The sequence below is a fragment of the Micromonospora sp. GCM10011541 genome (genome assembly GCF_042650725.1).
Classification (GTDB): Bacteria; Actinomycetota; Actinomycetes; order Mycobacteriales; family Micromonosporaceae; genus Micromonospora; species Micromonospora sicca.
This window is the reverse complement of the sequence record NZ_JBHSBP010000035.1, coordinates 1-13890: the sequence shown is the minus strand read 5'-3', so window position 1 is coordinate 13890 and position 13890 is coordinate 1. Positions and strand designations below refer to the sequence as shown.

General features: G+C 74.4%; 13 protein-coding genes. 1 reads left to right on the top strand and 12 read right to left on the bottom strand.

Going from position 1 to position 13890, the window contains the following annotated elements:
- Positions 1–22: 22 nt before the first annotated feature.
- The 6 genes from ACFOYX_RS14110 to ACFOYX_RS14085 form a co-directional block, all read right to left on the bottom strand.
- Complete coding sequence (locus ACFOYX_RS14110) at positions 23–1237, bottom strand: cyanophycinase (RefSeq protein ID WP_322438840.1); 1215 nt, start codon at positions 1235–1237, stop codon at positions 23–25.
- A gap of 231 nt (positions 1238–1468) precedes the next feature.
- The gene (locus tag ACFOYX_RS14105; protein WP_322438839.1) at positions 1469–2710 is read right to left on the bottom strand and encodes a styrene monooxygenase/indole monooxygenase family protein; all 1242 of its coding nucleotides are present in this window, start codon (positions 2708–2710) and stop codon (positions 1469–1471) included.
- A gap of 19 nt (positions 2711–2729) precedes the next feature.
- The gene (locus ACFOYX_RS14100) at positions 2730–3335 is read right to left on the bottom strand and encodes an ATP/GTP-binding protein (RefSeq protein ID WP_201749745.1); all 606 of its coding nucleotides are present in this window, start codon (positions 3333–3335) and stop codon (positions 2730–2732) included.
- Positions 3313–3654 (bottom strand): DUF742 domain-containing protein, encoded by a 342-nt coding sequence (locus ACFOYX_RS14095; protein WP_109803010.1) that lies wholly within the window; start codon positions 3652–3654, stop codon positions 3313–3315. The genes ACFOYX_RS14100 and ACFOYX_RS14095 overlap by 23 nt, the downstream gene beginning before the upstream one ends.
- Before the next feature lie 20 nt (positions 3655–3674).
- Positions 3675–4130, bottom strand: a complete 456-nt coding sequence (locus ACFOYX_RS14090) for a roadblock/LC7 domain-containing protein (RefSeq protein WP_322438838.1) — start codon at positions 4128–4130, stop codon at positions 3675–3677.
- A complete protein-coding gene (locus ACFOYX_RS14085; RefSeq protein WP_322438837.1) occupies positions 4127–5248 on the bottom strand; it encodes an ATP-binding protein in 1122 nt (373 codons plus the stop codon). The genes ACFOYX_RS14090 and ACFOYX_RS14085 overlap by 4 nt, the downstream gene beginning before the upstream one ends.
- A gap of 271 nt (positions 5249–5519) precedes the next feature.
- Here ACFOYX_RS14085 and ACFOYX_RS14080 point away from each other — a divergent pair, with 271 nt between their 5' ends.
- Complete coding sequence (locus ACFOYX_RS14080; protein WP_161557993.1) at positions 5520–5657, top strand: hypothetical protein; 138 nt, start codon at positions 5520–5522, stop codon at positions 5655–5657.
- A gap of 81 nt (positions 5658–5738) precedes the next feature.
- Here ACFOYX_RS14080 and ACFOYX_RS14075 read toward each other — a convergent pair whose 3' ends face one another.
- From ACFOYX_RS14075 to ACFOYX_RS14050, 6 genes are read right to left on the bottom strand one after another with little or no spacing between them, the layout of a single operon-like run.
- Positions 5739–8576: a glycoside hydrolase family 38 C-terminal domain-containing protein gene (locus tag ACFOYX_RS14075; protein WP_322438836.1), complete on the bottom strand. Its 2838-nt coding sequence runs from the start codon at positions 8574–8576 to the stop codon at positions 5739–5741.
- Positions 8576–9712 carry a Gfo/Idh/MocA family oxidoreductase gene (locus ACFOYX_RS14070; protein WP_322438835.1) on the bottom strand — a complete coding sequence of 379 codons (1137 nt, stop codon included), beginning with the start codon at positions 9710–9712 and terminating at the stop codon, positions 8576–8578. Before ACFOYX_RS14070 ends, ACFOYX_RS14075 begins: the two co-directional genes overlap by 1 nt.
- The gene (locus ACFOYX_RS14065) at positions 9709–10620 is read right to left on the bottom strand and encodes a sugar phosphate isomerase/epimerase (protein ID WP_322438834.1); all 912 of its coding nucleotides are present in this window, start codon (positions 10618–10620) and stop codon (positions 9709–9711) included. The genes ACFOYX_RS14070 and ACFOYX_RS14065 overlap by 4 nt, the downstream gene beginning before the upstream one ends.
- Complete coding sequence (locus tag ACFOYX_RS14060) at positions 10611–11819, bottom strand: CehA/McbA family metallohydrolase (RefSeq protein ID WP_322438833.1); 1209 nt, start codon at positions 11817–11819, stop codon at positions 10611–10613. Before ACFOYX_RS14060 ends, ACFOYX_RS14065 begins: the two co-directional genes overlap by 10 nt.
- A gap of 2 nt (positions 11820–11821) precedes the next feature.
- Positions 11822–12958 (bottom strand): ABC transporter ATP-binding protein, encoded by a 1137-nt coding sequence (locus ACFOYX_RS14055; protein ID WP_322438832.1) that lies wholly within the window; start codon positions 12956–12958, stop codon positions 11822–11824.
- Entirely contained in the window at positions 12958–13833 is an 876-nt protein-coding gene (locus ACFOYX_RS14050; protein ID WP_201749484.1) for a carbohydrate ABC transporter permease, read from the bottom strand. The genes ACFOYX_RS14055 and ACFOYX_RS14050 overlap by 1 nt, the downstream gene beginning before the upstream one ends.
- Positions 13834–13890 lie beyond the last annotated feature (57 nt).

Below are 13890 nucleotides of genomic sequence, written 5' to 3'. Positions count from 1 at the left end.
GGCCCGCCGGGTCGGGGCCGGTTCACCCGGCCTGGATCGAGAGGGCCAGGCCGGTGAACGACGTCGGGCCCGAACCGCCGACGCCGTACGCGGTGAAGGCGGCGTCCTTGGTCAGGCCGACCACGAAGCGCGGCGCGGTCTCCGCGGTGGTGCCCGTCGTCGAGGTCGAGCGGGCGGCGCCGGCCAGGTCGAAAGCCGCGTCGCGCAGGGCGTACGAGCCGAACACGTCGGCGGTGGGCGGCGCCGCGGCACGGTCGGCCGGGACCACCGGGGTGCTGGCCGGGCTCTTGCCGACCCGCCACCGGCCGGGGTCGTAGGTGTCGCCGTCGGTGAGGTAGCTCCAGCGCACGCCGCTGATCGACCAGTGGCCGCCGACCTGCCCGACACCGGCCGCACGAAGGTCGAGGATCGACACCCCGTTCGTGCCGAGGACCCGGGCGGTCTCGCCGGCGGTGCCGGCCCCGGTGACCAGCAGAGCGCTGTCCTCGCCGACCCCGTACACCCGGTCGTGGCCGGTGTCGGCGGCGAGCCGGATCGACCGGCCGGCCCGGCCGCGGGCGTCGAAGTGGGTGTCGACCAGGCCGGAGCCGACGAAGCCGAACCCGCCGGCCGGCCAGTAGCCGAGGATCTGTTCGTCGTCGTAGTAGCCCGCCCGGGAGCCGTCGCGGACGCCGTAGTAGCTCAGCCCGCCGGTGATCATGTCCGGGCCGGCGAGGATCTGCATCCCCGCGCTCGTGCCGGCCACCGGCGCGCCGGCGAGGAAGCGCTGCCGGATCGCGTGCAGGACCGCGCCGTCCGAGCCATCGGAGTGGATCATCGACTGGACGTAGCGGAACTGGTCGCCGCCGGTGAAGAAGAACCCGGTCATCGACTCGGCCAGCGCCGCGTACGACGGGTCGTCGCCGCTGCCGTCCCGCTTGGTGGTCACCGGGATCCAGGTGGCCTCGGCGGCGCCGTACCGCTTCAGCACCTTGGCGACCGCGTTGGCGCTCGAGTGGGGCACCGCCGAGGAGGCGCTCAGCACGCCGATGCGCGCCTGGGCGCCGCCGGCCCGGCGGACGAACTCGCCGTAGACGGCGCTGTTGTCCTCGGCCAGCGCGCCGCCGACCAGCAGCACCGCGCCCGGACCGGCGTCGTCCTCGATGGACCGGGCGGCGGCGGAGGCGGGTGCCGCCACCGTGCCGGCGGCGAGGACGAGCGCGGTGAACAGCCGCAGGAGCCTCCGGGGACGCGTCATGGCCCCGACGCTAGACATCCCCTCCCGAGGCGTCAAGGACGGTCGATGGGCTCTTGATCGGGGCATGGGACCTCCGTTCGGGGGTGGCTCAGTGGTCACCCTCGCACCCCGGCGGACCGTCATGTCAACAGGTTCCGATCGGCCGTATCACGGCGTAAGAAACCTTCAGCAATGGGCCGACATCCGGCCAGGTCGCTGACCGGATGTCGGCCCACCGGGACCCGGCGGATCTCAGCCGGCGGTGGTCGCGGCCAGGTAGCGCTCGGCGGCGTCCGGCGTCATGAACCACTCCTGGAAGTCGTTCGGGTCGCTGAAGCCGTTGGCGAACCGGCGGGCGATCGTCGGGTTGCCCGCGGCGGCCCCCAGGATCTGCTGCACGTGCGGTGGCAGCGGCTGCAACATCGCGTTGGTCCAGCCGGTGACCGCCTGGCCGGCGTCGGACCAGAACCGCTCGAAGGTCTGCCCCATCCACTCCCGGTCGAACGGCCGATCCCCGCGCTCCAGGATGGACCCCAGGTAGGAGTGGGCGCACTTGGCGGCGGTGTTGCTGCCCTGACCGGTGATCGGGTCGTTGGCCACCACCACGTCGGCCATGCCCAGCACGACCCCGCCCGAGGGCAGTTCGGCCACCGGGCGGCGCACCGTCGGCGTGTACCGGCCGGAGAGGGTGGCCCGGCCGTCGGTCAACTCCACGTCGGCGCACCGCTCGTAGATCCACGGCGTGTACCGGCGGGCCAGGTCGAGGGTCAGCTTGAGGTGCTCGGCCGGGTCGCGCCGCTCGGCCCACAGGTCCAGCGGCCCGCCGGGCACCGCCTCCCAGAACAGGATCTCGCAGGGGCCGGAGTGGGTCAGCCCCGGGATGACGAACAACTCACCCAGCCCCGGCACGGCGTTGAAGCTCACGTGCGGCACCGGCCACAGCGGATCCGGGGCCATGCCATGCACGTACGCCACGGCCAGCCCCCGCTGCGGCGCGTCGTACACCGACCGCTGCGGGTCCCGGTCGAAGACGCCCACCAGGTCGCCCTTGCCGGCGGCGACGACGGTCAGGTCGTACCGGCCGAGCCGGGTCAGCCCGTCCAGGTCGGCGGTGGTCACCGTCTGGTAGAGCACGGTCCCGCCGCGCTGTTCGAACAGTTCCAGCCAGGCCGCCATCTTCACCCGCTGGTCGACGCTCTGCGCCGGCTCGTCCAGCGGGCACGGGATCCGCAGCGCCCGCTCGCCGGGCGGGGCGGACAGCGAGACGTGCAGCCCCTCGATCTGGGGTGCCCGGTCCTGCCACAGGTCCAGCCCGTACCGGCGTTCGGTTCCCAGCGCGTTGCCGAACATCGCCTGGGTGCTCATCACCCAGCCGCGGCGGATCTCGTCCGGCGTACGGGCGGACATGACGGTCACGTCGTAGCCCTCGGCGAGCAGGCTCAGGGCGAGCTGGAGCCCGGACTGTCCGGCCCCGACGACAAGGATCTTGCGCATTTGTCTCCTCCAGGTTGAGCTACCGTGCCGCGAGCGCGCCCGCGGTGGGCCGGGCGGTGCGGGACATGGTGTGTTCCACGACCACCAGCAGCGCCCGCGCCACCGACGACGGGTCGCGGGCGTCGCAGGCGATCAGGGGCACGCTGGCGGGGACCGAGAGCGCTTCGCGAACCTCCTCGAGCGGGTGGTGCAGCACCCCGTCGAACAGGTTCACGCAGACCACGAACGGCAGGTCGCTGTCCTGCTCGAAGTAGTTGATCGCCGGGAACGAGGCGGCCAGGTTCCGCGTGTCGGCGAGCACCAGCGCACCGACCGCGCCCCGGCACAGGTCGTCCCACATCGGCCAGAACCGGGGCTGGCCCGGCGTGCCGAACAGGTACAGCACGAGGTCGGGGCCGATGGTCAGCCGGCCGAAGTCCATCGCCACGGTCGTGGTCTTCTTGTCGATCCCCGGGTCCATCCGGTCGACGGTTTCGCTGGCCGCGGTCATCCACGCCTCGGTGTTGATCGGCGCGATCTCCGAAATGGACCCGACGCAGGTGGTCTTGCCGACGCCGAAGCCGCCCGCGATGACGATCTTCGCCGAGGTCAGCGGCGGCGTGTCAGGCAAGCTTGCGGAGGCCATCGCGCAGTCTCTCCAGGAGGCGGAAGTCGACATTGTCGTGGTCGGTGTGGATCAGCAGCCGGTCGGTGGCGGCCAGGTCGTCGACGACCACCCGAGTGACACCCAGCGACATCCCGCAGACCGCGGAGAGTTCGGCCACCGAGCGCGCCGACCCGCGGGCCTGCTCGTACAGCGTCCGGGTCTCGGGCAGCAGACCCGAGGCGAAGACGGCGTCGTAGTACGGCACCGACACCAGGGTGTGGACGAGCAGTGGCCGTCGGGTGCGGGTGCGTCCGGCGGTCAGCACGTACGGCCGCACCTTCCAGTACGTCATCGGCATGATCTAGCTCCTTCGGCCCGTCAGCGGGGCTGACTGGCGGTCATCCGGTGCAGCTCGTGGCGGACCTGCGGGGTGAGGGCGTGCCACACCGCGCCGACGAACTGGGTCATCCGGTAGGAGACGACCCGCAGGTCGCAGCCGGGGGCCGCGGCTACCGCCAGGCCCGCCGACTCGCCGACCCGCATGAACAGCAGGTGCCCCCGCGGCAGCCGTACGGTGAGGTACTCGGACGAGCCGAGGTCCAGCAGGGCCGCGCTGCGGTCGGCCATGCTGAGCAGGCCGGCGGTCAGCGCGGAGAGCTGGTCGCCGAGGTCGCGGTGCACGCCGCGGGAGGCGGCGAGCTGGAGGCCGTCCAACGACACCAGCATCGCGTGGGTGACCCCGGGTACGTCCTCGGCGAACTGACGGATCAGCCAGGCGCAGTCCGGCAGTCCCTGGCCGGTGGTCGCCGTGCCGTTGCCGTGTGCGTGGGTCATCGCTGCTGTCCTTCGTCGCTGGTGGTCCGGGCGTCGCTGACCCCGGCGGCGAAGGCCGCCGTCTCGTCCGGCCACGCCTCGGGTGGGGATCCGGCGCCGGGGTCGGCCGGGGGTCGGGTGGTCGCCGCGGACTGGTCACGGACACTCGTCGGCACCCGCTGGGGCAGGCTGCCGGACGGCTGCTGCGCGGTGGCCGGCCCGGCGAGCGTGCTCAACGGCACGGTCGGCGAGTTGGTGCTGTCATGGGGCGCGGCCATCGGCGTACTCCAGGGGTGGGTCCCGCCCCCGGGGGACGGGGAGGGGATCCCGGCGGACGGGGACGGCCAGGCCGGCGGGGCGGCTGCGCCGGCCGGCGCGCCCGCGGTGGGAATCTCGCAGAGCAGCGCGCCGGGGACGAGCACCGTGGCCGTGGCGCCGCCGGAGGGCCGGTTGGTGAGGGTGACCCGCAGCTGGTGGGCGACGGCCAGGTGGGCCACGACGGCGAGCCCGAGGTGGGCGGCGGGGTCGAGCGTGGCCGGGGTGACCAGCCGGCCGCTGAGCAGGGCGTTGAGCTGCGACAGACGGTCGGGCTGGAGGCCCACGCCGGCGTCCTCGATCCGCAGCAGGACGCTGCCGTCCTCGGTGATGAACGCCGACACGATCACCGGCGCGGTGGGCGGCGAGAACCGGGTGGCGTTGTCCAGCAGCTCGGTGAGCACCCGGATCACGTCGTCGGCGGCGAACTCGACCACGGCCAGGTCCACGACGTGCCCGACCCGGATGCGTGGGTAGTACTCGACGGCGGAGGTCGCGGCCCGGACGACGTCGACCAGGGTGACGGTCTGCGGGTTGGCGTCCTCGACCCGGCGGCCCAGCAGCACCTGCAGGTTCTCCGCGTGCCGCCGGATCCGGGTGTTCGCGTGGTCGATGCGGTAGAGCCGCTCCAGCCGGTCCGGGTCCTGCTCGTCGGCCTCCACGGCCTCCAGGTGGGAGCCCATCTGGTACGCCGAGGCCATGATCCGCATCGCGAACTGCTCGCAGATCGCCGGCCACGGATTCGGGGGTTCCTCGGCGGGTGGCGGCGGTGGCGGGGGTGTCTCCTGTGGTGCGACGGCCCACTGGGCGACGGTCGGATCCAACCAGCGCGCCGCCCGCTGCCGCCATGTCGCCCTGCGTCGACCCGCCGACGACACTGGGGTGATATCGGTGCGTCTCACGAAATTACCGGCCTGTCCGTGATCATCGGCTCTGGCATGGTGCAGCAGTCAACCACCGTTGTGTGCCGATAGCAACGGGCAAGGTCAACTTAGGGAGGTTTTCACACCCAGCTCGCCGTGCTGCCACGAATGCTTCATCGGGTCGGCTCGGCGAAACGCAACAGCCGGACGGAGAAACTTTCTGATCCTCCGGGTGGGAGCCGGCCCGCCGGTACGCGTGGACTTCATCGGGGACAGCATCGCTGACGGTGGACGCGAGCGGTTTGGCCACGCGCTGATCGCCCAGGCCCGGCTGCGGGCGGTCACCCCGGCGACCGGACGGCCGGGCTGATCCCGCCGGCCCGGGTACCGGCCGTGACCCCGGCGACCTGAGGGTCGGGCGGTCGCCGTGGCCGCCCGACCAGGAGAAGCCTCAGCCGGCCAGGTCGAGCTGGATCGTCGCTATCTCCCACGCCCGCACCGGCAGCCGGACCCGCCCGTCGCCGTCGACCGGCAGCGGCTCGCCCGCTCGGCCGATCAGGTCGGCCCGCCAGGCGCCGCGTACGCCGCGGCCGGCCCCGATGACGGCGCTGGTGTCCCGCGCGGCGACCACCCGCAGCTCGACCCGGCCGTCCCGATCCCGGACACTGGTCAGCGCGACGCCGTCCCCGTCCACCGTCAGCCCGGTGACCGGCGCCGGCAGCCCGGCGGAGGGCTCGCCGCTGCCCGGGAAGACCAGCAGCTCGTGCCGGTACGCCTCGGCCGCCCCGAGAACGCCGGCGGAGTCCCAGTCGCCCCGGAACGGCAGCACCGCCAGCTCCACGCAGCGTTCACCCCGGCACTCGGCCAACGGGGTGGGCAGCTGCGGGCCGGCGGGTTCGTCCCGCAGGGCGTGCCGGTTGCGGGACAGCATCCCGATCGCGCGCAGCACGGTGATCGCCAGTTCCCGGCCGGCGTCGGTCAGCTCGTACTCGGTCGGCTGGGTCAGCAGGACGGCGAGCGACCCCTCGGCACCCCCGGCGGCGACGAACCCGGAGGCGGGGAACGTCGGCAGCGGCACCTCACCGCCGCCGCCCTCGGCGGTCAACCCGCGCTCGACAACGGCGAACTGACCCTCCGCGTACGACGAACGGACCGGCGCCGGCAGCGGCAGGTGCAGCCGGACCCGGTGGTCGTCGCAGCGGTTGTCGAAGCTCAGCCGCAGCCGGGCGAACGGCTCTCCGGCCCGCACCTCCACCCGGGTGGTCACGGTGACCGGCTCCCGGTCGACCCGGCGCGAGCCCGCGTCCACGTCGGCGCCGACCGGCCAGCGGTACTCGCGGACCACGTCGAGGACGGCGACCACCGGGCCGTCGTGCACCACCACGGTCCGCACCGCGCGCGGCTTGTCGACCAGCTCGTCCGCGGCCGGCGGGGCGTAGTTGTAGCTGTCGCCCACGTCGCCGCCGTCGACGATCCGCGCCACCCCGTCCACGCTCAGCCCGTCCGGCGTGGACAGCCGCAGCGTGCCGTCCTCGGCCACCTCGACGCGGAGCAGGCCGTTGTCGACGGCCCGGTCGACCACCGTCACGGGCGCCGGACCCGCCGACGGCGGCCCTGCCCCGTCCGGCCTCGGCGCGGCGCCTCTCGTCCACGCCTCGGCCTGCTCCGGCGCGCCGCCGTTCGCCCGCGTGGCCGGGCCGTCCGCGGCCAGGGCCACCGGGCGTACCGCGGCGAGACCGAGCGCCGGCACCTCGACCAGCGCGGCGACGGTCAGCCGCGGGGCGGCCTCGATCCGCACCCGCCACCGGTCCGGGCCGCTCGCGGCGGCGAGCGCCAGCCGGACGTCCTCGACGTCGAAGGCCGGGTCGCCGTGCCGGGCCACCGCGAAGGTGAGGGTGGCGTCGTCGGGCGACACCGACCAGGCCGTGATCTCCTGTCCGTACAGCTCCCGCCCGTGCACCCGGGTGAGCACCGCCGGCAGCTCGGCCGCCGGCACCAGGTCGTCGGCGAGCAGCGTCCGGGCCCGGTCGAGGATCTGGGCGGGCGCGACCGCGCCGTCCGCGCCGAGCAGGCCGACGGATCCGTCGGCCGGCGCCTGGACGTCCAGGCGGACCAGTGCGGTCCGGGCCGCCGGGGTGGGGTTGAACAGCAGGTGCCCGTCGCGCGGCGCCGTGCCGGCCAGTCGCGCCCCCACCAGGTCGCATACCGCCCGGCCGAGCTGGTCCGCCTCGGCGAGCCGGGCGGCCACCTGCTCGGCGGTCTCGTCGCAGCCGCACCCGGTCACCGAGTCGTGGCAGCTCGCGTCGATCAGCCGGGTCCAGGCCATGTCGAGGAAGCGCTGCACGGACGGGTCGTGGTAGAGCGCGGCGAGGGGTTCGGCGTACCGCTCGACCCGCCGCTCGGCGCGGCCCATCGCCTGCTTCAGGTGGGCGCGTACGGAGATCACGCCGGGCAGGATGTTGGCCCGGGCGTGTGAGCGCAGTTCGCCCGCCACGACGGGCAGGCCGTCCACCGTGGTCGGTTGGGTGGCGAAGTACTCGGCGAGGGTGCCGAGCCGCAGGCGTACCCCGTCGACGTCGGCGGCGGCCAGCAGGTCGGGGGCGTCCGGCGCGGGCGCGGCGTGGTCGGTGCCGTACATCGCCAGGATCGGGGTGTCGTCGCCGGCGGGCCGCCAGCCGCGCAGCCGGTCGGCCAGGTCGGTCGCCCGGCGGGTGACCAGGCGCGGGTCGTCCATCAGGCCGGCGGCGTTGCCGTAGCCGCCGGGCAGGTACTCGGCGCGGATCGTGGTGCCGTCCGGGGCCTGCCAGGCGAACGCGTGCGACCGGACCCGGTCCGGTACGCCCCGGAACACGCAGGCGTGGGCCAGCCCGGCCCCGGCCAGGAGCTGCGGCATCTGCGCGATGTGGCCGAACATGTCGGGCAGGTAGCCGACCGGCATCGCCCCGCCCAGCGCCGCGCTGCGGGCCAGCCCGCGCTCCAGGTTGCGGACGATGTTCTCCCCGGAGCACAGGAACTCGTCGAGCAGGATCTGCCACGGCCCGACGGCCAGCCGCCCGGCCCGCACCAGCGCGATCACCTGGTCCCGGCGCTCGGGCCGGACCTCCAGGTAGTCGTCGACCGCGGCGAGCTGCCCGTCCAGGGTGAACCGCTGGCGCTCGTCGTGCGCCATCCGGTCGAACACCTCGTCGAGCAGGGCCACCAGTCGCAGCCGGAACCGCTGGAACGGCTCGTACCACTCGCGGTCCCAGTGGGTGTGCGGCACTACGATGATCTCGGTCGGTCGGTCCATCAGCTCGCCGCCTCTCCGCCGATCGCCGCCCCGGTCAGCTCACCGTAGCGGCGTACCACCTGCTGGCCGGTCCGTACGTCGGCCGCGCCCTCGACGATGCCGGTCAGTGGGCGCGCGCCCGCGGTCACCATCGCGTGGAAGGCGACCAGTTCCTGCTCGAACGCCTCGGTCACCGACCGGAACACCGCCCGCCGCTCGCCGCCGCCGTGCCGGTCCACCGCGGTCAGCGTGGTCGGCGCGTTGAGCAGGTACGGCGACGGGAAGACCAGCTCCAGCGCGCCCCGGGCGTGGTGCAGCGTCACCGTCTCCCGGTAGGCGGGGCAGTCCGGCAGGTTGAGCCAGCGGATGCCGTACCGGCCGCCGGCGGGCAGCCGGCCGGAGAGCTCCACCGACGGCTCCGCCGGCCCGTCGGGCGCCAGCGGCCAGGTCGCGACGTGGTCCACCGTGGCCGGCGCCCCGGTGAACAGCCGCAGCAGCGACAGGTCGTGCGAGACGCTGTTGATCAGGATCTGGTAGAGGGCGCGCGCTCCGGCGTCCCCGCCGACCGCCGCGTCGAGCAGCCGCTCGTCGGCGTTCCGCAGCCGGGCCAGTTCCGCGGCCGGCACGTCCCGTGGCGCGGGCGGCAGGTTGGCGAACGTCAGCTGCTGCTCCCCGGCGGCGTGCAGGACGGTCACCTCGACCGCGTGCACCGCCGCCGGGCCGCCGATCTCGTCGAGCAGCCGGGCGGCCTCGGCAACCGCCGGGTCGTACTGCTTCATGTAGCCGACCATCAGCGCCGCGCCGGCGTCGGCCAGCCGGTCGGCCTCGGCGAGCGTGTAGGCGAGTGGCTTCTCGCAGAGCACCGGCAGCCCCCGGCGCAGCGCCGCGCCGGCCAGCTCGCCGTGCGATCCGGACGTGGCGAGCAGCACCGCGTCGCAGCCGCCGCCGGCCAGCATCGCCTCCGCGTCCGGGTACCGCCGGGCCGGTTCGACGCCGTACCGGTCGCCGAGTTCGGCCAGCCGCGACGGGGACAGGTCGCTGAGCGCGACGACGTCGAACAGGTCGGCCCGTCGTTGCAGCAGGGGCAGGTGCACGGTACGGGCGATGACGCCCAGTCCGGCCACCGCGATCCTGATCCGCTTGCCCGCCTCGGTCATGGCAGCGTCTCCTCCAACCACCGCCGGTTGCCGCGCTGGTCGGCGCGGATCCGGTCCAGGTCCTGTCCCTGCGCCGGCGCGTCCTGCTCGATCACCAGCCAGCCGGTGTAGCCGATCTCGTCGAGACCGCGCAGCACCCCGGCGAAGTCGACGTCGCCGGTGCCCAGGGCGCAGAAGCCGCCCGCGGCGACCACCTCGGTGAGCCCGCCGCCGGCCTCGCGGACCCGGCGGTGCGCGGCCAGGTCGGCGTCCTTGAGGTGGACCTGACCGATCCGGCCGGCCCACTTGCGCAGCGCGGTGGCCGGGTCCCCGCCGGCCAGCGTCAGGTGCCCGGTGTCCAGGCAGACCGCCACGTCGGTGAGTTCCAGCAGCCGGTCGGCCTCCGCCTCGGTCTCCACGTCGGTGCCCAGGTGGTAGTGGAACACCGGTTCGAGGCCCCGGCCCCGGCACCGGTCGACGGCCCGCTGCACCCGGTCGGCGAAGCCCGGCCAGGCGGCGGCCGGCAGGGCGGCGGCCAGGTCCGGCGGCGTGCCCGGGCGGGCCATCCGGGCCGGGTTGGCGGCGCAGGCGAGGGTGGGCCGGGGCGTGAACCGGGCATCGTCGACCGGCGCGGCGGCGAACACGTCCAGCGCCGCGTCGAGCTGGGCGAGATCCTCGGCGAACCCGTCGGGGTCGGCGAAGCGCAGGTCCACCCAGCCGCCGGCGAGCCCGACACCGCTTGCGGCCAGCCGCCGGGCCAGCGCCTCCCCGGTCCCGAGGTAGCCGATCGGCCCGGAGTCCACTCCGGTGTAACCGTCCGCGGCCAGCGACGCGAGCAGCTCGTCCGCTCCGACGAACGGGTCGTCCGCCTGGTAGATGCCGTAGTTGCAGGGGGCTCCGGCCACCCTGGTCCGTGCGGTCAGCGGCACAGTGCGATCACCTCCATGCGGTGGGACTCCAGGACGTGCAGCCCGTCGGCGGCGGGCAGCAGGCACCGGTCACCCCGGACCACCCGGTGGCGGCCGTCGGGGTAGCCGAGCAGCGCGCCGTCCGCGTCGAGGGCGAGCAGTTCGTCACCGAGGCGCAGCAGCAGGGGCGCGTCCGGGCCGGCGGAGACGGCGGTGCGGCCGGCGGCCAGCCCGTGCCGGACCGCCCCGTCGTCGGTCGGGTCGCCGTCGACGAGCACCCAGGTGGTCGGCGCTCCGGGCAGCGCGTCCGCGCCGGGCCGGTGGAAGTCGCTGCCCCCGACGGGTACGACGTCCGGCCGCCACGCCTGCGCCCAGGCCAGCGGCGCTCCCCAGGAGCGGTCCCACCAGCCGGAGTGCCACACCTCGACCAGTGGGGTGCGGACGGTCACCGGTTGCCGCCAGGCGCAGTCCCCGCCCAGCGGGTGGTTGATCGACAGCAGCCCGCCCGCGCGCTCGGCCGCGCCGAGCCACTCGTCGGCGGGCCGGCGGAAGTCGATCCAGCCCACCGGGCCGAACACGTTGGCGTGTCCCCGGTCGGTGGTCACCTCCTGGCCGGGCACCAGCGTGATCCCGTACCGGCGGGCCGACCCGGGCAGCCAGGGGTGGTGGCTGACGGTGTTGTGGTCGGTGACGGCGAGGAAGTCCAGGCCCCGGGAGACGGCGAGGGCGGCCAGCTCGTCGATGGTCTGCGCGCCGTCGCTGTGCACGGTGTGCGTGTGCAGGTCGCCCGCGAGCCACCGGCGGCCGTCGACGTCGGGGACCGCCGGGCGGGGCGGGCGTTCCGGCCGCGGCGGCGCGTCGGGTGCGGGGGGTGGCGTCGCCGGGGTGCTGCTGGTGGTGGCGGTGACCTCGAAGTCGAGGCCTTCCGGCGGGACGCGGTGCAGCCGGAGCAGCACCTGCCACTCGCCGGGCTCCAGCTCGCCGGGCAGGTAGCCGGGGGTGGCCCAGTCCGCGGTGATCGTGTACCCGTCGCGGGCGCCGCCGGACCAGCCGCGGAAGCCGGCCGGCCCGACGCAGCCGAGGTCCAGCACCCCCGCGTCGCGGAGGTAGTCCAGCCGGACGGTGAGCGCCGCGGTGCCCGGCGCGACGGTGACCGGCACGGCCCGCAGCACGTCCTCCGCGCGGTCCCGCAGCGTCCACCTGCCCCGGTGGGTGACCATGGTCAGGCGTCCGCCCCGACGCCGGTACGCGGCGCCGGCACCGGTGGCGCCGCCGCGCTCCCGACCAGCTCCCCGTCCCGGTAGACCAGCGAGCGCCCGGGTCGCGGCGCCACCCAGCCGGTGTCGCCCGGCTCCGGCTCCCGTCCCTCCGGCACCACGACCTGCACGCTGGTCGCCGTGCCGTCCTCGGCGGGCACGTCCAGCGACACCAGGGAGAAGCTGCCGAGGTTCTCCACCACGACGACCTGACCGGTCAGCGCGTCGGTGACCGGGTCGGGGGAGTAGTCGAGGTATTCGGGGCGGACGCCGTAGACCAGGTGCTCCCCGTCGGTCACCTCTCCCCGGGCCTCCTCGGGCACCGGCAGGCGCACCCCGGCGACGGCCAGGGCGTCGCCGTCGACCCGGGCCGGGACCAGGTTCATCGGCGTCGAGCCGATGAACCCGGCGACGAAGGTGTTGGCCGGGCGGCGGAACACCTCGGTGGGGGTGCCGACCTGCCGGATCCGGCCGCCCTCCATCACCGCGATCCGGTCGGCCAGGGCCAGCGCCTCGGCCTGGTCGTGGGTGACGAAGACGGTGGTGACGCCCAGCTCGCGTTGCAGCCGCTTGAGGAACGTCCGCGCCTCCAGGCGCAGCCGGGCGTCCAGGTTGGACAGCGGCTCGTCCAGCAGGAACACCTGCGGGTGGCAGGCCATCGCCCGGGCGAGCGCGACCCGCTGTTGCTGGCCGCCGGAGAGCTGGCCGGGCCGGCGGTCCAGCAGCGCCGACAGCCCCAGCTCGTCGGCGGTGGCCGCGGCCTTGTCCTGCCGGGCGGCCTTGCCGACCTTCTTGATCCGCAGCGGGTACGCGATGTTGTCCCGCACGGTCATGTGCGGGAAGAGCGCGTAGTCCTGGAAGACCATCGCCACGTCCCGCTGACCGGGCGGCAGGTTCGTCACGGCCCGCTCGCCGATCCGCACGGTGCCGCCGGAGGCGACCTCCAGCCCGGCGATGGTGCGCAGCAGGGTGGTCTTGCCGCAGCCGGACGGGCCGAGCAGGGCGAAGAACTCGCCGTCGGCGATCTCCAGGTCGAGGGCGTCCAGGGCGCGTACCCCGTTGGGGTAGACCTTGGTCAGTTCGCGCAGGGTGATGGCGGACATCAGCGCTTGATCCCTCCGTGGAAGCGGAATCCGTACCTGCTGCTGACGAAGACGAACATCAGCGCCACCGGCAGCGAGTAGAGCAGTGAGAAGGTGGAGAGCAGTCGCAGGTCGGCCTGGCCGCCCTCGGTGTAGAGCGTGTACATGATCACCGCGGCGGGCGCCTTGTCCGGGCCGCGCAGCAGCAGGAACGGCACCAGGAAGTTGCCCCACACGTTCGCCACCGCCCACACCCCGACGGTGGCCAGCCCCGGCCGGACGACCGGCACCACGATGTGCCGCATGATCTGCAACGGGCTGGCGCCGAACACCCGCGCCGACTCCTCGTACGAGGTGGGCGTGGCGTCCATGAAGTCCTTGAGGATGAAGATCGCCGCGGGCAGCAGGCCGCCGGTGAGGATCAGGATGACGCCGAGCCGGGAGTCGATCAGGTGGAGCCGGAACGCCAGCTCGAACAGCGGCACCATGGTGGCCGTGCCGGTGACGATCGACGACAGCAGCAGCAGTCCGTAGAGCAACGCGTCGCGCCCCGGCACCCGGACCCGGCTCAGCGCGTACGCGGCCAGCGCGGCGAAGGTCACCACCAGCAGGGCGGTGCCGCCGGCCAGCCAGACCGAGTTGACCAGCGAGGTCAGCGCGTACGGGTTGTCCAGCAGGGCGCGGAAGTTGTCCAGGGTGAAGTCCGGCAGCGAGGTGCCGATCGTCGGCGTGTCGTCGAACGGCGCGGTGGCCAGCCAGAGCAGCGGCAGCGCGAAGAAGGCGAGCACCAGGCAGAGGAAGACGTACCGGCCGATCCGGGCCAGCATGTGCCGTACGGCGGCCCTCGACCGGTCGGCGGTTCCGGTGCCGTCCGTCGTCGTCGTCACGGTACTCACGGCGCCTCCTGAGTTCGCGACTGCGGGGCTCGCAGGACCGGCTCACTCCTCGCGCTC